Source organism: Paenibacillus sp. N22P23 (assembly GCF_059383735.1).
On sequence record NZ_JBXENT010000001.1, the window covers coordinates 612,617 to 635,718 of the forward strand.

Here is a 23,102-nt window from a genome sequence, read left to right on the forward strand (position 1 = left end):
GATCGGTTACCCGGAGAAGCACCTGTAAAGGTGCTTCTCTATTTATTAAGCGAGTGTGCGAAGTGGGGGAGGGACTGAGGTGCTAGTAATTACCGGCGTTGAGCAGGACCGGAAGTCCAAGCAGCGCTACCATCTGTTTGTCAATGATTCGCGAGAACCGTACACCAGCGTACATGAAGACCTACTGATTAAATTTCGGCTGCTTAAGGGCAGAGAAATTCATGCGGATGAGCTGAAACAAATTGTCGAAGAGGATACTCGGCACCGGGCCTATATTCTTTCTCTATCGTACTTAGGAGCAAGGCAGCGGACGGAGAAGGAGATTTTGCGGTATTTGGCACGGAAGGAAATTGATCCCGAATCTGCTGAGAAAGCGATAGAGCGTCTGACACAAGAAGGTCTGGTAAATGATAAGCAGTATGCCAATATGTACGCTTCCGAACGGATGCGGACTCAGATGAAAGGGCGCCGCTTATTGCAACAGGAGCTCGTGCAGCGAGGAATCTCCAGAGATATGGCTAAGCAGGCCTCTCAGAAGCTGAATGAGCAATCAGAGACTGAGATTGCCATCCGTGCAGCACATAAGAAATGGCCTTATGTTAAAGGTGAACTTCGTGAGAGGAAACAGAAATTAGCTGTGTTTCTCCTGCGCCGCGGGTTTCCGATGAATACAGTTAGAGAAGCGGTAAAGGCAGCTGTTCTCGGAATGGAAGATGATGAGGATGGGCATATGCTTGACAATTGATTTTCACAAAAGATAAAATAAGTTTGTATTCTTTATTCTAGAATCGATTTTCCTTCCAAAAATTGATTCGAAACGATTATTTTCGTCAAATTTAGTTATGTTGATCGGGTTAAAAACCGGCTAGAAAACCAAATACTGTCCCAAGCGTTTGCTTAGGTGAGCAACGAGGAGGTGAGAAAGATGCCAGTAGTGGTATGGATCCTGATCATTCTCGTTGTTGGTGCAATTTTCTTTGGTGTCGGTTATTTTATTCGCAAATCGATCGCCGAGGCCAAAATTTCAAGCGCCGAGCAGGCCGCTAGTCAGATTGTTGACAATGCGAAGAAAGAAGCCGAAGCGCAGAAGAAAGAAACGGTTCTCGAAGCGAAAGATGAAGTCCACAAGCTCCGTACCGAGGCTGAGAGAGATATTCGCGAACGTCGCAATGAGGTACAGCGTCTTGAAAGACGACTTATTCAGAAAGAAGAGTCGTTGGATAAAAAAATAGAAGCGCTGGAACGCAAAGAAGAACAAGTTGCCAACAAAGAGAAGCGGATCGAGGAAACACAGGAACAAATCGATACCCTTTACAAACAACAGCTTCAAGAGCTTGAGCGGATTTCGAACTTAACGATGGAAGATGCGAAACAAATCATCTTGAACAACGTTGAGCAGGAAGTTCGTCATGAAACTGCACAAATGATTAAAGAAATCGAGCAGCAAGCGAAGGAAGAGGCAGATAAGAAAGCACGTGATATTATCTCGCTTGCTATCCAACGCTGCGCAGCGGATCATGTGGCTGAAACTACGGTTTCCGTAGTAGCATTGCCAAATGAAGAGATGAAAGGCCGCATTATCGGACGTGAAGGCCGCAACATTCGCGCACTGGAAACGTTGACCGGTATCGATCTCATAATCGACGATACACCGGAAGCGGTCATCTTGTCTGGTTTCGATCCAATTCGTCGTGAAATTGCTCGTACATCACTCGAGAAGCTTGTAGCTGATGGTCGTATCCATCCTGCACGTATCGAGGAAATGGTTGAGAAGTCACGCAAAGAAGTGGATGAACGTATCCGTGAATACGGAGAACAGGCGACTTATGAAGTTGGTGTGCATGGCTTACATCCAGATCTCATTAAGATTTTAGGTCGTCTCAAATATCGTACAAGCTATGGTCAAAACGTGCTCAAGCACTCCATGGAAGTCGCTTATTTGACCGGCTTGATGGCTTCTGAGCTGGGTGAAGACCTTACGCTTGCAAGACGTGCCGGATTGCTGCATGATATCGGCAAAGCGCTCGATCATGAAGTGGAAGGCTCACATGTCGAGATCGGCGTAGAGCTGGCGAAGAAGTACAAAGAGCATCCTGTTGTTATCAACAGTATCGCGTCCCACCACGGCGATTGCGAAGCAACATCTGTTATCGCAATGCTTGTTGGTGCGGCAGATGCCTTGTCGGCTGCAAGACCGGGTGCACGCAGAGAAACACTTGAAACGTATATCAAACGGCTGGAGAAGCTGGAAGGCATCTCTGAATCGTTCGAGGGAGTTGAGAAATCATACGCGATTCAAGCAGGCCGCGAGGTTCGCGTTATGGTTCAACCAGACAAAATCGACGATACGGAAGCGTTCCGCCTAGCACGTGATATTACGAAGAAAATCGAGAGTGAGCTCGATTATCCGGGGCATATTAAAGTAACGGTCATTCGTGAGACACGTGCTGTAGAATATGCGAAATAAGTAAATAGCAAGTTACCTAGAAAAGTGGCTGCTTGCAGCCACTTTTCTTTCACTAGAGAGGTTATGGTGTCATGAACGTATTGTTTATTGGGGATATCGTCGGTAATGTGGGACGCAATGCGGTCAAGAAGGTGCTGCCGGCACTGAAATCCAAATACAACCCGCACATTATTATTGCCAATGGCGAGAATGCAGCAGCAGGCAGAGGTATCACATCAACCATTGTGAAAGAGCTGCTCGAGGCTGGTGTACACGGCATTACGATGGGCAATCATACATGGGATAACAAAGATATCTTCGAATGGATCGATGATCAGCCTCGTATGGTTCGCCCAGCGAACTACGTGGAAGAAGCGCCTGGTCAAGGTGCAACGGTCATTAAGGCAAACGGCAAAGAACTGGCGATCATTAATCTGCAGGGAAGAACGTTCCTGCCGCCAATCGATTGCCCATTCCGTAAAGCAGATGAGCTGATCGAAGAGATGCAGCAGCAAACGAGAAACATCCTGGTCGATTTTCACGCCGAAGCCACTTCGGAGAAAATCGCGATGGGCTGGTACTTAGATGGACGGGCATCCATCGTAGTCGGTACACATACACATGTGCAAACGAATGATGATCGCATTCTGCCGGGAGGCACGGCTTATTTGACGGATGTAGGTATGGTTGGGCCTCGAGATGGCGTGCTGGGCATGGAACGGAATGCAGTGCTGCATAAGTTCTTGACGCAGCTGCCGACACGGTTTGTGGTGGATGAGGGTGATTGGCATCTCCATGGCATCGCGGTTGAGATTGATGAATCAACTGGGGCTGCAACGAAAATACAGAAAATACGACTTACAGAAACAGATTGGCTGCTCATGTAGCGGCCAATCTGTTTTTTTTATAACTAGTTCTATGAAAATTCTCATTATTCAGAATATATTGCAATGTGAAAGAAGGAATTATTTCACCTCTCACGAATATCTATCTAAATAGCAGTATTCATCCATCATTCCCGAGGAGGTACTATCCATGGATGTCTTAAAAGTTTCAGCAAAGTCCAATCCAAATTCTGTTGCAGGGGCGCTGGCCGGCGTGTTACGCGAACGCGGGGCAGCTGAATTACAAGCAATCGGGGCTGGTGCGTTGAATCAAGCGGTAAAGGCGGTGGCAATTGCAAGAGGGTTTGTAGCGCCAAGCGGTGTAGACCTGATTTGCATTCCGGCATTTACAGACATCGTAATAGACGGCGAAGATCGTACAGCGATAAAGCTAATCGTTGAGCCGAGATAGAGTCCGCAAAAATAATTCCATCTGAACTCTTCGACCTGTTTACGCTGTAGGCAGGTTTTTTTGCGTGAAAAATAGGCGATACAGGAGGGGTTGTCCATGCCGAATTTAAGAAGTGTGGATTTTCATTGCGATGTGCTGTGGAAGCTGCTTGAAGATCAGTCTTTGTCATTTGAGCAGGATACCACAAACAAACTCGATGTCACGTTACCGCGGCTTAAACAGGCTGGTGCTGTTCTTCAGACCTTTGCCATTTACGTTCCTGAACGGATGGAGAAATCAATGACTCCCATTCTACATAGTATTGATTTGTTTCATCGAAAAGTACTGTCTGTGCCGGAAATGACCTTCGTTCGGACTTCTGCTGATGCGGCCAGTCTCATGAATAACAGCAATTCAATTGGAGCGATGTTGTCACTCGAAGGCGCAGACGGTCTGTATGGTGATCTGGCGATGCTGCGCATCCTCTACGAGCTCGGGGTGAGGGCGCTGGGGTTGACATGGAACTATGCGAACTGGGGCGCTGACGGGGTTATGGAGCCGCGTGGAGGCGGTCTAACAAAAAAAGGCCGATCCCTCGTAAAAGAATGTGATAGATTGGGTATACTGTTAGATGTGTCTCATTTGAGTGACAACGCCTTTTGGGAAATGATACAGGTTTCAACAAAGCCACTGATTGCATCGCATTCAAATTCCCGGAGTCTGTGCGCGCATCCCCGCAATCTCGCGGACGAACAGCTTACAGCGCTTATTGAACGGGGAGGAATGATTGGGATTACTTTCGTGCCGCAATTTGTTGCGTCTCAACATGCAGCGGCAATTGCTGACGTGCTGCGTCACATAGAGCGAATATGCGAGCTTGGCGGAGAAGAGCAGCTGATGTTCGGATCGGACTTCGATGGAATTGAAGCCCATGTACAAGAGTTGACGCATCCAGGAGAGTTGTACAATCTGCAGAATGCACTGCTTGCACGATATTCCGAAGAGCTGGTGGATGCATTTTTCGCCGGAAATGCATTACGTTTTCTGGTAAAGCATCTACCAAGCTGAACGATCTGGGGATTCCCATCTCGCTGTGATATGGGTATAATCGAAAAGAACTATGTGATGAAAACGCATTTACACCTTGCATTTTAGTACTTTGAGTCATAAAATTTATTTGACTGTTAAAAAAATTTAATTATCATTGTTAGAAGATGTCGAAAATATTGCAGGTTCTTCAAAAGAGGAGATGGACGTTTTGATTAGTCAATTGTCTTGGAAAATCGGGGGACAACAAGGGGAAGGCGTTGAAAGTACCGACCGTATTTTCTCGACAGCTCTTAACCGACTTGGTTACTACTTGTATGGTTACCGTCACTTTTCTTCACGTATCAAAGGCGGTCATACCAACAATAAAATTAGAATCAGCACCAAACCGATGCTTGCCATTTCAGATGATTTGGACATTTTGGTTGCATTTGACCAAGAGAGCATCGACTTAAACGCACATGAACTGCGTGCAGGCGGCGTAGTTGTTGCTGACGCTAAGTTTAATCCTGTTCTGCCGGAAGGCATTAATGCACGTCTATTTGCAGTACCGATCACTTCGATTGCTGAGGATCTGGGTACTTCCCTAATGAAAAATATGGTGGCGTCCGGCGCGTCTTGGGCGCTTCTTGGTCTGCCAGTTGATGTCTTTAATAAAGCAGTAGAAGAAGAGTTCGGCCGTAAAGGAGCTGCTATCGTAGAGAAAAATATCGAAGCGGTTAAACGCGGTTCGGACTATGTACTAGAGCTAGCCGGCGGTCCATTGGAAGAGTTCCAGCTTGAGCCGGCAGACGGCAAACAGAAGCTGTTCATGATCGGTAACGAAGCCATCGGCCTTGGCGCTGTCGCAGGCGGCTGCCGCTTGATGTCGGCATACCCAATCACTCCGGCTTCTGAAATTATGGAATACCTGATCAAGAAGCTTCCTAAGTTCGGCGGAACTGTTATTCAAACCGAAGATGAAATCGCGGCTGTAACGATGGCAATCGGTGCGAACTATGCAGGTGTTCGTACGATGACTGCTTCTGCAGGCCCTGGTTTGTCTCTCATGATGGAAGCCATCGGTCTTGCAGGGATGACAGAGACGCCGCTTGTAATCGTGGATACGCAGCGTGGAGGCCCTTCTACAGGCTTGCCGACGAAACAAGAGCAATCCGACCTTAACGCAATGGTTTACGGGACACATGGTGAAATTCCGAAGATCGTTATTGCGCCGGCTTCCCTCGAAGATTGCTTCTACGACACGATTGAATCATTCAACTTGTCGGAGCAATATCAAGTACCTGTTATTCTAATGACTGACCTTCAGCTTTCGCTAGGTAAGCAATCCTGTGATGCGCTGGATTTGAATAAAGTGCCAATTAATCGCGGTAAGCTCGTTCGTGACTTGCCTGAGCTTGAAACCAATGAATTGTTCAAACGTTATGAATTAACGGAAGACGGCGTATCCCCGCGCGTTATTCCGGGCGACAAAGGCGGTTTGCACCATGTAACGGGCGTTGAGCATGACGAGACAGGACGTCCTTCGGAAAGTGCCATCAATCGTAAGAAAATGATGGATAAACGCCTTACGAAGCTTGACGGCATGTATATCCGTGATGCTGTACGCGCGGATGCTCCTCATGCAGAAGCTGATCTACTCATCATCGGCATGGGTTCAACCGGCGGTACGATTGACGAAGCTCGTCTACGTATGGAGAGTGACGGTTTGAAAACAAACCATATTACGATCCGTCAAATTCACCCGTTCCCTTCGGAGCTTGTGAAGCCTTACCTGCAAAGCGCTGCGAAGGTTGTGGTGCTTGAGAACAATGCAACCGGCCAACTGGCTGATCAAGTGAAATTGCATGCAGGTTACGCGGACAAAATCAAGAGCGTTCTGAAATACGACGGTAATCCGTTCCTGCCTTCCGAAGTGCACAAAGCCTGCAAGGAGTTGGTCTAAGAGATGGCTACATTTAAAGAGTTCCGTAATAATGTAAAACCGAACTGGTGCCCAGGCTGCGGAGATTTCTCCGTTCAAGCCGCTATTCAGCGGGCTGCTGCTAACGTTGGGCTAGAACCTGAAGGATTAGCTGTTATTTCCGGGATCGGCTGTTCCGGTCGTATCTCCGGTTATGTGAATGCTTACGGTCTTCACGGTATTCACGGCCGTGCATTACCGATCGCGCAAGGCGTGAAGCTTGCTAACCGCGAACTGACGGTTATCGCTTCCGGCGGAGACGGTGACGGCTTCGCAATTGGTATGGGCCATACCGTTCATGCCATTCGTCGTAACGTTGATCTTACGTACATCGTTATGGATAACCAAATCTACGGTCTGACGAAGGGTCAAACTTCGCCGCGTAGTGCGGAAGGCTTCAAAACCAAATCAACACCGGATGGTTCGATCGAAACAACGTTGTCGCCGCTTGAAATTGCAATGTCCGCAGGCGCTACGTTTATCGCGCAATCGTTCTCCAGCGATCTGAAGCAGTTGACTGCACTGATCGAAGCGGGTCTGAACCACAAAGGTTTCTCGCTCATCAACGTATTCAGCCCATGCGTAACGTTCAACAAAGTGAACACTTACGACTGGTTCAAAGAACATATCGTAAACCTGGATCAATTCCCGGATTACGATCCGACGAACCGTATCGCGGCTATGAACAAAATCATGGAAACGAACGGCATGCTTACAGGTCTTATCTACCAAAACAAAGAGCGTAAATCGTATGAGGATTTGGTGAGCGGCTTCCAGCCGGAAGGTCTGGCAAACCAAGATCTATCCTTGTCGCAAGAACAATTCGAGAAATTGGTAGCGGAATTTAAATAATCGCAACGTCCAGCCCATATAGAAGGCATACAGTTCATCTCTTGAGCTGTATGCCTTTCTTATCGACCTGACGCGTTATAGAAGGGTGTTAATAAGCATATGAAAATGGTTCCGGTTGGCGTATCCGCCAGACATATTCATCTTACCCAGGAACATGTAGAGGCATTATTCGGACAAGGTTCCGAGTTGACCGTCTTTAAGCCGCTTTCTCAGCCTGGCCAATATGCGGCTAATGAAACGGTAGAGGTTATTGGACCGAAGGGGAGCTTCGGCAAAGTCCGGATTCTAGGTCCTGTACGTAAACGGACGCAGCTGGAAGTATCTCGTACGGATGCGTTCACGCTCGGCATTAATCCGCCGGTTCGCGAATCCGGAGATATTGCCGGATCAGCGGGCATCACGATTAAAGGTCCAGCAGGGGAAGTAACAATCGAGGAAGGCGTAATCGTTGCAGCGCGTCACATTCACTTCCATACGAGTGATGCGGAGCGTTTCGAAATTGCGGATAAGCAGCGTTTGACAGTACGATTGCAAGGTGAACGCGGCCTTGTACTTGAGAACGTCATTGCCCGCGTCTCACCGGAATTTGCGCTTGATATGCATATCGATACGGATGAGGCGAATGCGGCAGGTGCGTCCACAGGCGATCAAGCGGAGATCATTGGGTAACCTTCTATAACCGTTAGCTAGAATGAGACAGTTGCTCGCAAGAGTGAATTGTCTCTTTTTTGTTACATTTTGAACGGCTCCGGTATGTACGACGGTTCATTTTTCTTTATAATCGTGATGGGGTTTGCTATAATATTGGAATGGACACGTATGGAGGAAGGGCGTGAAGGTTTGTGAGTAAGGAGACGCATGACGCGGCTGCGGGCAAAGCAAAGTCCGTGAACGGCGAAAAGGACTTCTCCAAGTATTTTGACTTCACTGGTGCGAAAGTACTGAGGGAAGAAGACGGGAAAACAACCTACCGGATTAACGGTCGAGATATAACGGTGAACGCTGCGCCTAACTATAAGGACGAGAAGCGTAGAGGGAAGGAAGCCATTCAGGTTCACTATGAATCTGCGACGCCTCCGGAACTATTGCAGCTTGGCAAAGGCAAGCTCTATCATATTACGACATACGGCTGCCAGATGAATGAGCATGATACGGAAGTTATGAAGGGTATGTTCGAGCTAATGGGCTACCTGCCGACGGATGACCGGAATCTTGCGGATGTCATCTTACTCAACACCTGTGCGGTTCGCGAGAACGCAGAGGATAAAGTATTCGGCGAGCTTGGGCATTTGAAACATCTGAAGCTGGAGAAACCGGGATTGATTCTGGGTGTGTGCGGATGCATGTCACAGGAAGAATCGGTTGTCAGCCGAATTATGCAGAAGCATAGCTTCGTAGATCTCATATTCGGTACACATAATATTCATAGGCTTCCTTACCTGCTGCAGGATGCGCTGTTCAGCAAGGAAATGGTAGTAGAGGTATGGTCCAAGGAAGGCGACATCATCGAGAACCTGCCTAAGAAGCGCGAAGGGATGCGCGGCTGGGTAAACATCATGTATGGCTGTGACAAGTTCTGTACGTACTGTATCGTGCCTTATACACGCGGTAAAGAACGCAGCAGACGTCCGGAGGATGTGATCGCTGAGGTTCGCGAGTTGGCTCGCCAGGGCTTTAAGGAGATTACACTGCTGGGACAGAATGTTAACGCGTATGGGAAAGATTTTGACGATCGTGAGTATCGGTTCGGCGATTTGATGGCGGATATGGCCAAAATCGACTTGCCTCGCATTCGGTTTACGACGAGTCATCCGCGAGACTTTGATGATCACCTAATTGAAGTGCTGGCAACACGGGGCAATCTTGTAGAGCATATTCATCTGCCTGTACAATCCGGGAGCACGGAGGTGCTCAAACGGATGAGCCGTAAATATACGCGAGAAATGTTCCTGGAGCTTGTAGCCAAAATCAAACAGGCGATCCCGGATGTATCGATGACTACAGATGTCATTGTCGGTTTCCCCGGTGAAACGGACGAGCAGTTCGAAGAAACACTCTCCCTTATGAGGGAGGTCGGTTTTGCATCTGCTTACACCTTTATCTACTCACCGCGTGTGGGAACACCTGCTGCAGATATGGAAGATAACATTCCGGAGGCGGTCAAGAAAGCGCGGCTCGCGCGGCTGAATGCAGTCATTGCAGAGCTCAGCCGTCAAAGCAATGAAGCCGCGATTGGCCAAGTTGTCGAGGTTCTGATTGAAGGCCAGAGCAAGAACAATGCACATGTATTGTCCGGACGTACGCGTACGAACAAGCTGGTTCATATCGAAGGACCGGCTGAGTGGATTGGACAATTCATAGAAGCAAGAGTGACCGATGCTCAAACTTGGTATGTCAAAGCAGAGTCCATCATGGAATATACGAAACACGAAGCGGTATCTTAACAAACTAGAGGAGCTGGAACCATTGGCAAAAGAGCAGACAGCGAAACACGATCATAAACATGACCACGACCACGACGCAAATTGTAACGTTCCTAAATTCAACACGGAAGACATTATCGTGCGTGCGGATATCATGGCAAAGACGAAAGAGCTTGCAACGATGATCTTCACTTCGGAAGAGGTTCAACAGTTCCAACGCGCGGAGAAACAAATTCAAGGCAATGATCGCGTTCAAGGTTTGATCGCGCAAATCAAGAAGAAGCAGAAGGAAATCGTAGCTTTCGAGACAACGTTCAAGAACGCAGATATGGTTGCTAAGATCGAAAAAGAAATCGAAGTGCTTCAAGATGAGCTGGACGGTATTCCGATCATTACGGAGTTCCAACAAAGCCAAGCGGATATTAACTATCTGCTGCAAACCGTCGTTTCTGTTATTCGCGACACGGTTGCCGAGAAGATCTCGATCGAAGATGCTCAGGTTGAAGATCCGGAAGAGTGCATGTAGTTAGAGGCAATTAGAAAAACCTGCCGCGCGAGTCGAGCGGCAGGTTTTTCTGTTGTTAAGCGGATTGTGACGCCTGACCGCGTCGCCAGAGGATGGTGAGGGCCAGTGCAGCCAATGCGAAGAGGCCGCCAAGCCAGAATCCGTAATCGCGGCCGAAGGCTTCGTTAATGAAACCGGCTAGGAAAGGGCCTGCGAACATGCCGATGGAGTACACGGCTTGGTAGAAGCCCATCGCCGTTGCACGTTTAGAGGACTCAAACGGCTGTATCGCGAGCCCTAGCAGCAAAGGCAGGTGCATGCCTTGTGCAAAGCCGTTAAGCGCCTGCGTAAGTGCCAGCCATCCCAGAGAAGGCGAGTAAGCAATGGCAATCGTACATACTGCACTAAGTGCGAAGCCTATTGCGATGACTTTCCGGCTCCCATAGCGCGGTGCAAGAATTCGTCCTGTCAGCAAGGAAGCGATGGCATGCGGGACCATGAAGGCAATGACGATTAATGTGAGCTGGCTGCTTGATGCCCCTAAGGATGTGGCTTTCAGCGGCGTGAAACCAAACATCGTAATAAACAGTACGCAGTGAGCCAAGATCGACAGCGTCGATACCTGTATGAGTGAAGGCGTTCGAACGACTTCACGCAGATGCTGCAGCGAGATTGGCGGACGTTCGACACCTTCGCGAGGCTCTTTAACTGCAAAGGAGAGCAGCAAACCGGCGATGCCGAGTCCAATTCCAGCGATAAAAGCAGCATTCCAGCTGTAAGCACCGGCAAGCCAGCCGCTCAGTGTCATCCCGATTAGTTGCCCGGAGACAGTCATGAAGCTGATATTACTCATTGCTTTCGTAGCTTCGGAGGAGGCATAGTAGGCTGCGTACAGCACAGTGAAGGCTACCCACGCGGAAGCGCAAACGCCTGACATCATTCGCCCCGCTAACGGCCAGAGCCAAGAACCGGGAATCGTGAACAATACGCAGCTTAATGCACCGCTGACCATGCCCAGCATAAGGAACGGCTTGCGCTTATGAAGCTTATCAGAAGCGAGCCCAAGCGGGAAACGGACGAGCATCTGCGTGAAGCCGTAACTGCCAAGTACGATGCCGATCAACACATCGGCATACCCGCTGCTTTTCATAAACGGAGGAAGTATCGGGACATAGACATAAAGAGTGGACCAGTACAGTAATGTGACAATGATAAATATGACATGGTCGGATCGGGTAGTAGGTATAAGTGCAGCCTTGGCATCAGCGGACAACGAACATTCACTCCCTTGGAAAAGTTGCATTAATCTCCTAACTTTATCCTACCAGAGTGTGGACGGGCAATGCTTTTTACAAAAAGCTGTTTTCAAAGAAACTATTTGATGGTTAAATTCGTAATAGTAATAAGAAAGTTTAACTAGAGAACGAACTGCAAAACCGAAAGCTGTACGAGTAGGAAGGAGAAGGAAATGGAGAAACCGGAAATTACACCTACACATAAGAAACCGTGGGCGAGAGAGATAAGGGACTGGATTCTCACGCTGGGAGTGGCTATGGTAGCCGCGCTGCTGATCCAGAACTACGCATTTGCCCAAACCGAAGTAAGGAATATTTCAATGCAAAAAACATTAGTTGAAGGACAACGTTTAATTGAGGATAAAATCAGCTACAGGTTCGAATCTCCGCACCGGGGAGACATTGTCATCATCAATGGACCTGAAAGTGACAAGCGACTAATCAAACGCGTGATCGGCTTGCCGGGGGATGTCCTAAACATTACCGGAGATGGTCATGTGATTCTTAATGATAAACAGCTGGATGAGCCGTACATAAAAGGTCTCACCTTCTCAAACGGACTGGAGATGCCCTACACCGTTCCGTCTAATACCGTATTTGTAATGGGCGATAATCGAGAAAACAGTCAAGACAGCCGCGTATTAGGCCCCATCGCCTTATCCAGTCTGGAAGGTCGAGCTGTTTTTCGTCTATGGCCTTTAAATAAGTTCGGCGGGTTGGAATAGCCGTGCCTTTTACATTTGCGCATCCGTTCTTTGCAGTTCCGCTAAGACGGATAAAGCCTAAATGGGTAAGTGTTACCGGACTTATCCTAGGGAGTATGTCGCCTGATATGGAGTATTTTGTGGCGATGGAGCCCTATCAGAGTATTGGACATTCGATATTAGGTTTTTTAATACAAGGGTTGCCCTTGTGTATTGCTTTCGCATTCGTGTTTCATTATTTGATCAAGCCGGTGCTGCCCAAGTTTCTTCCATCTTTGGGGAGAATGGATCAGTTTGTCAAAAGTTTGTGCGTGGATTGGAAGCTAGACTCGGTCCGCGCATGGATCGTTTTTCTCGGTTCATTATTAATTGGGTATTGGACCCATATGTTCGTCGATGCTTGGACACATGCTGGCGGTATATTTGTCGAGTCGTTCGATTTCCTGCGCGTACTTCATGGCAGATCGCCATTGTATGCACAACTGCAGATTGACTTCTCGTTAGTGGGGCTGTTAATACCGGGACTCATGCTCCTGTATCGATACTTTCGCTTCATAATCATGACTCGTAAAACAGGGAAAGAGAAGCTCGCTGCTTCAAGCACGAAAATCTCCTTATGGATCGTGCTGCTGATCACAACTATGATTATTTATAAGATTAAAATGATGGTTATCCATAGGCATGATTTTGTCAGTACTGTTGTTGTAGCACCGTTGTCTTCCGTTTTGTTTGGATTCTTTGTTGCTTCTCTGCTTTACTGGGCCGTGAAGAAGCGACAAATATGGCATGCGCTAGGATCGCTCTCACTTATCGCAGCCGCTATTATCGCGCTTCGAATCGGTTCCAACATTAGAGACATTCTGCTCACTGACGGCATACCTTATGAGTTTCTTCACCCGCCTAAAGGAGCATTCGACCCGCTTTGGAATGGTTTTCTATGGTGCTGGAGTGCAGCGCTGCTGCTGTCATGTCGTGTCGTGACTAAAAATCATCGTGTGATCAAAGGTTCAATCGAATTGAAACAATAAGCTCATGTATGAATGCATGATTGAGATAAAAATGGGGAATTCTACCATCGCCTAGACTATGGAGGTGGAAGAATGAGACCCTTAATTATTCTAATGATGACTTGTATGACGTTGTTCTATGCCGTAACGTCTGTTTCCGCGGAACCGCCGTACGCCAAATGGGGCCGTCTCGCGATGAAGGAGACCATGCACCGTTATCATGCTGAAATCGTGGATTATAAGCATGTCGGCAGGAAAGTGGAGGAAGCGGGACTGATGTCGGAAACGTTTCGTCTGCTGCTGCACAAAGGCTCCCGAAAGTTCGAAGTTACCGTTCGAATCTGGTTTGAGCAGCATAACGAGAAAGTCGTTCGCATTCAATTCATGGAAGACGGAAAAGTGGACGGCTTGCCTGCCTTTTCGTCCATGATTTGAATCCATTGTCTGTCTTCTTGCGTATGACTCACTATACCGATTAGGAGGGATTTCAATGATCGTAACGACTACGCCTACAATTGAAGGACATCCGATTCAGCAATACCTTGGCGTTGTAACTGGGGAAGCGATTATGGGTGCGAACATCATGCGTGATTTGTTTGCCAGCATTACCGATATTGTCGGCGGGCGTTCAGGTGCTTATGAGACAAAGCTGAAGGAAGCGCGTGACGTCGCATTTAGCGAAATGCAGAGTCAAGCATCGAGGCTGGGCGCAAATGCGCTTGTCGGCATCGACATCGATTATGAGGTCGTTCGTGAAGGTATGCTGATGGTTGCAGTCAGCGGTACAGCGGTTCGCATTTAACGACATGCATGGAGAATAAGGAGCAGCTTTCGCAGGGAGTAGCGGATGCTGCTCCTTCTTTTGTCGCTGAATGGACATTAGGCAAGGCAGAGGAGTAAAATGCAAGTATAGGATACAATTTTAGCGTTAAGGAGCGATTTGGGAAATGGGAGAAATAACAGCAAGTGAACTGGAAACTCGGCTTCGGGAAGGCGAGAAGCTGAGCGTTATCGACGTTCGTGAACCTGATGAGTGGGAATCCGGTCATATTAAAGAAGCGGTGAGCATCCCGCTCTCCGTCTTTATTGAACGACTTGGCGAATTGAATGATTTCGAGGAGCCGCTGTACATGGTTTGCAGAAGCGGCAATCGCAGCGGTAAAGCTTGTGATTATTTGGCTGCGCAAGGGTATGAGGTTGTTAATGTGCTCGGCGGCATGCTGAGCTGGCCCGGGGAAGTTGCTACCGGGGAATAGTGTTGTTTAAGAGAGTACTTTCGCGCTTGCTGCGCGAAGGTGCTTTTTTTGTTTGTATCATGAGTCGAACAACCCTGCCATATAGTGGAGAGTAGGACAGCTAGTTTGCTTGATTTAGGAGGTTCCATATGCAGCAGCAACGCGGAGACCAAGCACTTGATTTGCGTATACACGGCATGAGCTGTACAGCCTGTGCAACCCGCATCGAACGGGCGGTCGGCAAGCTGGACGGCGTATCCGGTGTATCGGTTCATTATGCGGCCAAATCAGCTTACATCACCTTCTCACCGGAACATACGACGCCGACGTCTATTATAGAGCGAATCGGTCAGCTTGGCTTTCATGCTTTCCTCTACGGGAAGGAAGGAGACGGACCATCTGAGCTGGATTCGCTCAAGGTGCGTGTCTTCGTGGCAGTGTTATTCACGATCCCGCTGTTATGGACGATGGTTCATCATTACGCCTGGCTGGAAGCCATTCCGGTGCCTTTAATTATTCAGGAACCGCTGCTTCAGTTTGTGCTTGCGGCAATCGTGCAGTTCTTTATCGGGATGCCTTTCTACTTCGGAGCTTTCTATGCCCTACGAGAGCGAACGGCGAATATGGATGTGCTCGTAGCGATTGGGACTACGGCTGCATTTGCTTACAGTTATATCTCCATGATGACCGGAGGAGCGTTATATTTTGAAACGTCAGCAGTAGTCATAACCGCTGTGCTGCTAGGTAAGCTGCTGGAAGCCTCCGCATCGGAGCGGGTCATGAAGGAAAGCGACAGCTATGCGTCACTTCAGTCTAATGAAGCGACCATCATCCGAGGCGGCAGCAGGGAGAAGACTTCGCTTGCAAAAGTAAGGATCGGCGATCAGCTAATTGCAGCGATTAATGAACCGCTTCCGACGGATGGCATTATTGTTGAGGGACATTCCACGATGGATGAATCATTCTTAACCGGCGAAAGTGCGCTTGTAGTGCGGTCAGCCGGAGATCAAGTATATGCGGGTACAATCGTTCGCGGTCAAGAGCTGCGAATTCGGGTCACGGCGACAGGGAAGGAGACGATGCTAAGCCGAATTGCAGCGTTGACGCGCCAAGCACAAGCGACGAAGTCCTCAATCGGGAGAAGAGTGGATCGGTTATCGGCTATATTTGTCCCTATCATGATGCTGCTTTCCGTGGCAACTTTAATGCTATGGTTAGTTTGGCTCGAGCCGGGCGATTGGGGAAAGGCTTCACTGCATGCGCTCGCTGTCCTTCTGGCCGCTTGTCCATGTGCGCTTGGTTTGGCGGCGCCGATATCGCTCGTTTTGGCCACCGGAAAGCTTGCCCGGCGCGGCATTGTCATGAAGGAAGCAGGCGCGCTGGAGCGTCTGGCTCAATTGGATACGATCGTACTGGATAAGACCGGCACGTTAACGGAAGGCAAGCCTGCATTAACGGAAGTATCAGCATTGTCCGGCTCACCAAGTGCATTGCTGCGCTTAGCGGCATCTGCAGAGGCAGACTCGCAGCATCCTTTCGCATCAGCCATAAAGGCGGCGGCCAAGCGGGCGGGGCTTGTCATCCCGGAATCGACAGCTTATCTCGCGTTCCCAGGCAAGGGGATTGAAGCTGTAGTCGAGGGCAAGCGGGTCGAAGTAGGAAATGCAGGATTTGCCGCTGAGCGAGACTGGAAGATGAATCGTGTCTTGCTTAGTTTCGTCAATCGTAAAGAAGAACTCGGAGAGACGGTCATCTATGCCGCGATCGACGGTGAGTGTGCCGGCGCGTTTGCCTTCACCGATCAAGTGAAACGCTCCTCGACAGATGCGGTGTCCGCGATGGCAGCCGAAGGGATCCGCGTCTTGCTTGCAACAGGCGATCATCCGTCAGCGGCATTGAACGTAGCCGGAATCACGGGTATCGCACGTGATCACGTTCATGCTTCTATGTTGCCGGAGCACAAGGCTGAGCTCATTCGGAAGCTGCAAGCAGAAGGAGGAGTCATTGCAATGGCTGGTGACGGCTGGAACGATGCTCCTGCACTTGCAGCCGCAGATGTAGGTATCGCGATGGGCGGTGGGACGGAAGCGGCGCTTGATGCCGGACATATGACGCTGCTTCGCTCGCGCCTGACAGGTATATATGAGGCGCTGCAAATAAGCAAACTGACGGTCCGGAATATACGCCAAAATCTTGGTTTTGCGCTGCTTTATAACTCCATTGTGATCCCATTTGCAGCAGTAGGCGGCATAGAGCCTTGGATGGCCGGAACGGCTATGGCGCTCAGCTCTGTATCTGTCGTCTTTAATGCCTTGCGTTTAAACGGTCAAATGAACAGGTTTCTCCGGAAGTGAAGCCGCATGTAGACATCCTATATGGGTGATGGTATATTTACTCAAGCACAATTTCATAGTTTAAGAACAGGTGCTAAGCGTATGCGGTTGTTTCAGTGGGTTGGAACACGCAAGCTTAGCTTAAAAGGGAAGACCGGTGCAATACCGGCACGGACCCGCCACTGTAAGAAGCGTCGATAGGGATGGATGATTTGCACGTCCATCACAATAGTCGACAATGCATCAATGATAAGTCACTGAACGATGATGTCGTTTGGGAAGACGTTGATGACAGAAGCTTCGAGTCAGGATACCTGCCTGTTTCAGAATGAACGCTACCTACGAGGACTTAGGGAGGTGTTAGAGATGGGCAACGTTATTTTGCCCGCTGATGTTCTACGGAACGTAAGCATTTCTGACGCTCAAAGTCGGAAATGCTTTTTTTTTGTGATTACTAGAATAGGGAGAGTATGAATCAAATGAAATTAAAATTAATGTCATTAACTAAGGTTGCATTAACACTAACCATGGCGGTACTGATGCTGATTACAGCTGCTTGCGGTTCAGGCGGTAATAACACAAATCAAGCTGCTGCCAACGAGGGCAACGCCGTCAATACAGCTAATACATCTGATCAAGCAGCGAATAACTCGGCACAACATTCCGTATACCCACTGACGTTGAAGGACGTAACGGGAACAGAGCTTACATTCCAGTCGGCGCCTGCGCGCATCGTTTCATTGCTGCCTAGTGAGACGGAAATCGTCTATGCGATAGATGCGGGGGCTTCTCTGGTCGCAGTCGATAATTACTCCAACTATCCGAAGGAAGCGGAGAGTTTGGCGAAGATCGGTGACATGGACGCGGATATTGAGAAAATCGTATCGCTTAAACCAGACCTTGTGCTCGCCTCATACACCATGGGGAGTGCCGTTGTCGATAAGCTTCGCTCGCTCCAAATCCCGGTATTTGCTACAGATCCAAAGACGTATGATGCGGTCATGGAGAAGGTGAAGCAGATCGGTGAAATTTTGGATAAAAACGATCAAGCAGCAGAGGTTACGGCTCATATGGAGCAAGTTCGCGAACAGGTCATTAATGCCGTTAAAGATGTGCCGAAGCAAAATGTGTATTTGGAATTTGCGCCGGGCTGGACCGTCGGAAAAGGAGAGTTCTTGGATGAGCTCATTACTCTTGCAGGGGGTGTTAATATTGCGAAGGAGCAGGGTTGGTACGAGATTGATCCCGAGTCGGTCGTGAAATCGAATCCGGATCAGATCATCTACGCTTCTATGACGCTCGCTGAAGGTGAGAAAAATCCAATTCTGACCGGAATTGAAACTAGACCTGGCTGGGCAACAATTAATGCCGTTAAGAATGAGCGAGTGTTTGAAGTGGATCAGGATCCATTGACCCGAGTAGGGCCTCGACTTGCTGAAGGGCTGCTGGAGGTAGCGAAGAAGCTGCATCCGGATCTGTTCAAGTAAGATGAGAAAAAAGCTGTATGTTTATGGAGGAGCAGCGATGCTCCTTCTTGCTGTATCTGTCGTCGTCAGTTTGTCTATTGGCTCATCGAGATTGCCTTTATTGCGTGTATGGGGAATTCTGATTCACCAGCTGCCATGGATGGAAGATACGAGTGGTCTCTATGATGCCAGCGATATCGCTATCGTGACACAGCTAAGATTATCCAGAGTCGTATTGGCTATGCTTGTCGGAGCATGTTTGGCACTTGCTGGCTCCGGATTTCAAGGTGTGCTGCGCAATCCGCTTGCCGATCCGTTCACATTAGGTGTCGCAACAGGATGCTCTGTAGGCGCGGCCTTCATGATCGTCTTTGGTTATCAGACGGTAATCGGCTTATGGACTGTCCCAATCGTCGCGTTTACAACAGGAATCATTACACTCCTTATTGTATTTGCGCTCTCGCGTGCAAGGGGCGCAATTAATGTCGAGACGTTAATCTTGTCCGGCGTTATTGTTCAAGCTTTTCTCGGCGCTTTCGTAACGTTCATGGTGTCGATGTCGCAAGGCGTTATTAACGAAGCTTTGTTCTGGCTAATGGGCAGCCTTAGCGCACGAAGCTGGGAGCATGTCCAGTTGATCGTGCCGTTCCTCATCGTCGGACTGCCGGTGATGATTCGTTATGGACAGCATCTCAATTTATTCGTGCTGGGTGAGCGCCATGCCGCGCATCTAGGAGTAAACGTCGAAGGTACGAAGCTGATCGTACTTATCATTTCAACTTTATTGACTGCGGTTGCGGTTTCCATTGCGGGCGTTGTTGGATTCGTTGGCCTGGTTGTGCCTCATCTCCTTCGATTACTGGTCGGTCCTGACTATCGCTTGATTATTCCGCTTTCTGCCGTAGGTGGCGCTATTTATCTCTTATGGGCGGACACGCTCGCCCGGACTGCACTAAGTCCGAAAGAAATATCGCTTGGCGTGGTGACAGCGCTAATCGGAGCGCCATTCTTTGCCTATTTGCTCTACCGGCGTAAAGTGCTGCAGGGAGGGTCTCAGGCATGATCGAAGTAAGACGATTATCCAAAGTGATTGCGGACAAGCCAATATTGCGAGAGATTAGCTTCTCCATGCAGGAAGGTCGGATGTACGGCATTATCGGTCCTAATGGCGTCGGTAAATCAACGCTTCTGCAGCTGCTGACAGGAATGGATCCGCCGACTTCAGGCGAAGTACTGTTAAGGGAGCGGTCTGTTGCAGCATATAAGCGCAAAGATCTGGCCAAATGGGTTGCCGTACTGCAGCAAGGCGGACTTCCGGCGGTTGGTTTTACCGTTCGAGAGGTTGTCACGATGGGACGTTTTCCCTATCAGAACTGGCTAGGCGAGGAACCTTCCGGCAGCGGTGATGTTGTCGATGAGGCACTAGGAGCAATGGGGCTGCTTGAGCTGCAGCATCGACGGATCGATCAGCTTAGCGGAGGCGAGCGCCAGCGTGTTGCCTTGGCAAAAGTAATGGCCCAGGAGCCCGAACTGCTGCTTCTCGACGAGCCGACCACTTATCTGGATATCGGATACCAGGTTCAACTGCTTGATACGGTGAAGAAGTGGCAGCGTGAACGGGGACTGACGGTCATCGCCGTACTGCATGATTTGAATTTGGCCGCTCATTACTGTGATGAGCTGCTCGTTCTGCACGATGGAGGCATTGAGGCTTTTGGACCTCCTTCGACTGTCATTCGTCCTGAGCTCATTCAAACGGTGTTCGGTGCCAGATCCATCGTGATGCCGCATCCGGATACCGGCGTACCGCAGATATTGCTGCAATCCGCGGTGCAGCCAGGTGAATACGTCCGAGGCGAATAAAGATGGTATAGATGGATTCGCGAACAGGAGAGGGAGAGTTAACATGAATGATGAAAACTATTTAATGGGGTTAATAGACAGAATTCAACCGCTCGATGCGGAACAAATAGAAGCAGCAAGGCTGCATTTGGACAATTTGACGAAACCTCCCGGCAGCTTGGGGAAATTGGAGGAGATCGCGAAACAAGTATCCGGCATCACAGGCGAAATTTCGGCTGATTTATCGAAGCGAGCCGTCATCGTGATGGCCGGCGATCACGGTGTTTGCGAAGAGGGAATAAGTGCTTTCCCCGCTGAAGTTACTCCGCAGATGGTAATGAATTTTCTCTCGGGCGGTGCATGTGTGAACGTGCTTGCCAGAGGTGCCGGTGCTGATGTCTACTGCGTGGATATGGGTGTGAATGCGGATTTGGAGCATGCGTCATTGATTAACTGCAAAGTCCGCAAAGGAACCGCGAACATGACCAAGGAGCAGGCGATGACTCGTGAGGAAGCGATCTCGGCTATCACAGCAGGGTTTCATCTGACGGAGAAGCTTGCTGCTGAAGGCTACCGCATGTTTGCAACAGGGGAAATGGGAATTGGCAATACAACGGCAAGCGCAGCACTTTGTGCTGTGCTTGGCAGCATGTCGGCTGATGAATCGGTTGGGCTGGGTACGGGCATTAACGAGGAGCGTCGTTTGCATAAGATTGATGTCGTTAACCGGGCGATCGCCTGCAACGCGCCTTCTTCCTCTGATCCAATCGGTACATTGGCCAAAGTAGGCGGACTTGAGATTGCCGGACTGGTCGGCGTCATTCTCGGTGCGGCCGCTACTCGCAGCCCGGTTATCATTGATGGTTTCATCTCTTCGGCAGCAGCACTTGTTGCAGCCTCGATTGCACCGCAGTCTGCGGCGTATATGATCGGCTCTCATCTCTCGCAAGAGCAAGGACATCGCAAGCTGCTGGATCAGATCGGACTTTCGCCAATGATTCATTTGGATATGCGGCTTGGTGAAGGAACGGGCGCAGTGCTTTGTTTCCATCTCATCGATGCGGCACTTCGTGTGATGCGCGAGATGGCTACGTTCGAAAGCGCTGGTGTGTCGCGCGAATAGCTGACTGTAAAGATTGGTGGTACGTGAGGAGGGGGAGAGAATGGCGATATTCATTACCGGCGGCGCCCGTAGCGGCAAAAGCGGCTTTGCCGAAGCATATGCGATGAAGCTTGCCAAGCGGGGCATCTATGTCGCCACATCGCAAGCTTGGGATGAGGAGATGAAAGATCGCACCGAGCATCACCGTCGTACACGCGAGCTGTCTGGTTATAGATGGGAAACGATTGAGGAACCGCTTGAATTAGCAGATCTGCTGCTGCAGCTTGAAACGGATGCGGCGTCGCTTGAGGGGGAGCGGCCTGCCGTTCTCGTTGATTGCCTGACGCTATGGCTGACGAATCAGATGCTTCGCATTGAAGAGGGAGCCACTGCAGAAGTTTTAACTCACGAAGACAACGTGCAAATCGCTGTTGATAGGCTTGTCGATGCCGTAGCCAGCTACACCGGTCCGCTGCTGCTAGTGACGAACGAGGTCGGAAGCGGGATCGTGCCTGCCTACCCGCTGGGAAGACGGTTTCGGGACGAGGCCGGCCGATTGAACCGGAAGCTGGCGGCATGCTGTCAGCAAGCTTTCCTGGTAGTGGCTGGCATCCCGCTCGATTTGAAGGCGCATGCTTTTCACCTGGAGGAGGAGTAGCTTGCTTAGCCGAATACTGAAAGAACAGCTGCAAGCTGTTGGAACCGCTTTTCAACTGCTGACGAGAATTCCGGTCCCTGTCGTGATCCCGTTCACGCCGGAGGTGCTGGCGCGAAGCGTCGTCTACTATCCCGTTGTAGGCGCAGTGATCGGCGGTGTTGTGGCATTGGCTGGTATGCTCCTTCATGACGCGGTGCCAGCGATGCCGTCTGCCGTTATTCTGCTCGTGGTCTGGATTGCGCTTAGCGGCGGACTGCATACAGATGGGCTGATGGATACCGCGGATGGGGTGATGAGCCACCGCTCCCGCGAGAAGATGCTGGATATTATGAAAGACAGCAGGGTCGGCGCGATGGGCGTATTGACGGCGGTGCTGCTGCTTTTGTTTAAATTTTCTAGTTTGACGGCCGTAATGAACGTATCGGAGCTGGATTGGCGCGTCTTCTTCCCTCTGATCATGATGGCTTGCGCCTGGAGCAGGCTATGGATTGTCCTTGCCATGGCAGTATTTCCGTTCGCAAGGCCAAACGAGGGGATGGCATCGTTGTTTCGAGCGGTGCATTTTCGTCATGCCGCGTGGGCTGTGTTGGTGACCATTTTGCTGGCGGCAGGATCATTGCTTGTATGGCCGATCACTGGGCTTCAGTCGGCGTTTGTTACGCTGCTGCTGCAAGGGGGGATCGCGGTTGCCGCGGGCTGGATGCTCGGCTTTTGGCTGACCCGCAAGCTGGGTGGTTTGACCGGAGATACCTATGGAGCCATGTCAGAAATCATAGAATCGATTCTGCTGTTTAACCTAATGTTGGTTCTGGTGTAATAAATACTAATTAAGGGACGACCTGCGACTTCGATGTCTGCAAGGTCGTTCTTTGTATGTCCAAATGGAGATTTCGTTAACAATTAGCCATTCGACCAAACAAATGCATAACAAATTGCAACATCTGATTTA

General features: G+C 49.6%; 23 protein-coding genes and 1 riboswitch. Of the genes, 22 read left to right on the top strand and 1 reads right to left on the bottom strand.

Going from position 1 to position 23,102, the window contains the following annotated elements:
* Positions 1–79: 79 nt before the first annotated feature.
* The 10 genes from AC506A_RS03070 to AC506A_RS03115 all read left to right on the top strand — a co-directional run bounded on the left by AC506A_RS03070 (position 80) and on the right by AC506A_RS03115 (position 10,532).
* Entirely contained in the window at positions 80–745 is a 666-nt protein-coding gene (locus AC506A_RS03070) for a RecX family transcriptional regulator (RefSeq protein ID WP_495459504.1), read from the top strand.
* Positions 746–925: 180 nt separating this feature from the next.
* A complete protein-coding gene (gene rny / locus AC506A_RS03075; protein WP_495459505.1) occupies positions 926–2,467 on the top strand; it encodes a ribonuclease Y in 1,542 nt (513 codons plus the stop codon).
* 71 nt (positions 2,468–2,538) lie between these two features.
* Positions 2,539–3,333 (top strand): TIGR00282 family metallophosphoesterase, encoded by a 795-nt coding sequence (locus AC506A_RS03080; RefSeq protein WP_495459506.1) that lies wholly within the window; start codon positions 2,539–2,541, stop codon positions 3,331–3,333.
* 148 nt (positions 3,334–3,481) lie between these two features.
* Positions 3,482–3,742: a stage V sporulation protein S gene (locus tag AC506A_RS03085; protein WP_028597363.1), complete on the top strand. Its 261-nt coding sequence runs from the start codon at positions 3,482–3,484 to the stop codon at positions 3,740–3,742.
* 96 nt (positions 3,743–3,838) lie between these two features.
* On the top strand, positions 3,839–4,789 hold the full coding sequence (locus tag AC506A_RS03090) for a dipeptidase (protein ID WP_495459507.1): 951 nt from the start codon (positions 3,839–3,841) through the stop codon (positions 4,787–4,789).
* 190 nt (positions 4,790–4,979) lie between these two features.
* Entirely contained in the window at positions 4,980–6,713 is a 1,734-nt protein-coding gene (locus AC506A_RS03095) for a 2-oxoacid:acceptor oxidoreductase subunit alpha (protein ID WP_495459508.1), read from the top strand.
* Positions 6,714–6,716: 3 nt separating this feature from the next.
* Positions 6,717–7,583, top strand: coding sequence for a 2-oxoacid:ferredoxin oxidoreductase subunit beta (locus tag AC506A_RS03100; protein WP_495459509.1), 867 nt, complete (start codon positions 6,717–6,719; stop codon positions 7,581–7,583).
* 99 nt (positions 7,584–7,682) lie between these two features.
* On the top strand, positions 7,683–8,252 hold the full coding sequence (gene pduL, locus AC506A_RS03105) for a phosphate propanoyltransferase (protein WP_495459510.1): 570 nt from the start codon (positions 7,683–7,685) through the stop codon (positions 8,250–8,252).
* Between the two features lie 173 nt (positions 8,253–8,425).
* Positions 8,426–10,027 carry a tRNA (N6-isopentenyl adenosine(37)-C2)-methylthiotransferase MiaB gene (gene miaB / locus AC506A_RS03110; protein ID WP_495459511.1) on the top strand — a complete coding sequence of 534 codons (1,602 nt, stop codon included), beginning with the start codon at positions 8,426–8,428 and terminating at the stop codon, positions 10,025–10,027.
* Between the two features lie 22 nt (positions 10,028–10,049).
* Positions 10,050–10,532: a YlbF/YmcA family competence regulator gene (locus AC506A_RS03115; RefSeq protein WP_495459512.1), complete on the top strand. Its 483-nt coding sequence runs from the start codon at positions 10,050–10,052 to the stop codon at positions 10,530–10,532.
* Between the two features lie 55 nt (positions 10,533–10,587).
* On the opposite strand, the gene AC506A_RS03120 is transcribed toward AC506A_RS03115, so the two are convergent.
* Positions 10,588–11,784, bottom strand: a complete 1,197-nt coding sequence (locus tag AC506A_RS03120) for an MFS transporter (protein WP_495459513.1) — start codon at positions 11,782–11,784, stop codon at positions 10,588–10,590.
* 195 nt (positions 11,785–11,979) lie between these two features.
* Here AC506A_RS03120 and lepB point away from each other — a divergent pair, with 195 nt between their 5' ends.
* From lepB to cobS, 12 genes are all read left to right on the top strand, one after another.
* Positions 11,980–12,531 carry a signal peptidase I gene (gene lepB, locus AC506A_RS03125; protein ID WP_495459514.1) on the top strand — a complete coding sequence of 184 codons (552 nt, stop codon included), beginning with the start codon at positions 11,980–11,982 and terminating at the stop codon, positions 12,529–12,531.
* A 2-nt stretch (positions 12,532–12,533) separates the two neighbouring features.
* Positions 12,534–13,538 carry a DUF4184 family protein gene (locus AC506A_RS03130; protein WP_495459515.1) on the top strand — a complete coding sequence of 335 codons (1,005 nt, stop codon included), beginning with the start codon at positions 12,534–12,536 and terminating at the stop codon, positions 13,536–13,538.
* Between the two features lie 72 nt (positions 13,539–13,610).
* Positions 13,611–13,952 carry a DUF3889 domain-containing protein gene (locus AC506A_RS03135; RefSeq protein WP_495459516.1) on the top strand — a complete coding sequence of 114 codons (342 nt, stop codon included), beginning with the start codon at positions 13,611–13,613 and terminating at the stop codon, positions 13,950–13,952.
* A 55-nt stretch (positions 13,953–14,007) separates the two neighbouring features.
* Complete coding sequence (locus AC506A_RS03140; RefSeq protein WP_091218220.1) at positions 14,008–14,319, top strand: heavy metal-binding domain-containing protein; 312 nt, start codon at positions 14,008–14,010, stop codon at positions 14,317–14,319.
* A gap of 145 nt (positions 14,320–14,464) precedes the next feature.
* Complete coding sequence (locus tag AC506A_RS03145; RefSeq protein ID WP_091218217.1) at positions 14,465–14,773, top strand: rhodanese-like domain-containing protein; 309 nt, start codon at positions 14,465–14,467, stop codon at positions 14,771–14,773.
* A gap of 128 nt (positions 14,774–14,901) precedes the next feature.
* Positions 14,902–17,106 (top strand): heavy metal translocating P-type ATPase, encoded by a 2,205-nt coding sequence (locus AC506A_RS03150; protein ID WP_495459517.1) that lies wholly within the window; start codon positions 14,902–14,904, stop codon positions 17,104–17,106.
* 65 nt (positions 17,107–17,171) lie between these two features.
* Positions 17,172–17,408, top strand: a riboswitch (cobalamin riboswitch).
* A 156-nt stretch (positions 17,409–17,564) separates the two neighbouring features.
* On the top strand, positions 17,565–18,572 hold the full coding sequence (locus AC506A_RS03155) for an ABC transporter substrate-binding protein (RefSeq protein ID WP_495459518.1): 1,008 nt from the start codon (positions 17,565–17,567) through the stop codon (positions 18,570–18,572).
* A 1-nt stretch (position 18,573) separates the two neighbouring features.
* Complete coding sequence (locus tag AC506A_RS03160; protein WP_495459519.1) at positions 18,574–19,614, top strand: FecCD family ABC transporter permease; 1,041 nt, start codon at positions 18,574–18,576, stop codon at positions 19,612–19,614.
* Positions 19,611–20,414 (top strand): ABC transporter ATP-binding protein, encoded by an 804-nt coding sequence (locus AC506A_RS03165; RefSeq protein WP_495459520.1) that lies wholly within the window; start codon positions 19,611–19,613, stop codon positions 20,412–20,414. The genes AC506A_RS03160 and AC506A_RS03165 overlap by 4 nt, the downstream gene beginning before the upstream one ends.
* 43 nt (positions 20,415–20,457) lie before the next feature.
* A complete protein-coding gene (gene cobT, locus AC506A_RS03170) occupies positions 20,458–21,516 on the top strand; it encodes a nicotinate-nucleotide--dimethylbenzimidazole phosphoribosyltransferase (RefSeq protein WP_495459521.1) in 1,059 nt (352 codons plus the stop codon).
* A gap of 40 nt (positions 21,517–21,556) precedes the next feature.
* Positions 21,557–22,153 (top strand): bifunctional adenosylcobinamide kinase/adenosylcobinamide-phosphate guanylyltransferase, encoded by a 597-nt coding sequence (gene cobU / locus AC506A_RS03175; RefSeq protein ID WP_495459522.1) that lies wholly within the window; start codon positions 21,557–21,559, stop codon positions 22,151–22,153.
* A 1-nt stretch (position 22,154) separates the two neighbouring features.
* Positions 22,155–22,970 (top strand): adenosylcobinamide-GDP ribazoletransferase, encoded by an 816-nt coding sequence (gene cobS, locus AC506A_RS03180; RefSeq protein WP_495459523.1) that lies wholly within the window; start codon positions 22,155–22,157, stop codon positions 22,968–22,970.
* The last annotated feature ends 132 nt before the right edge of the window (positions 22,971–23,102 follow it).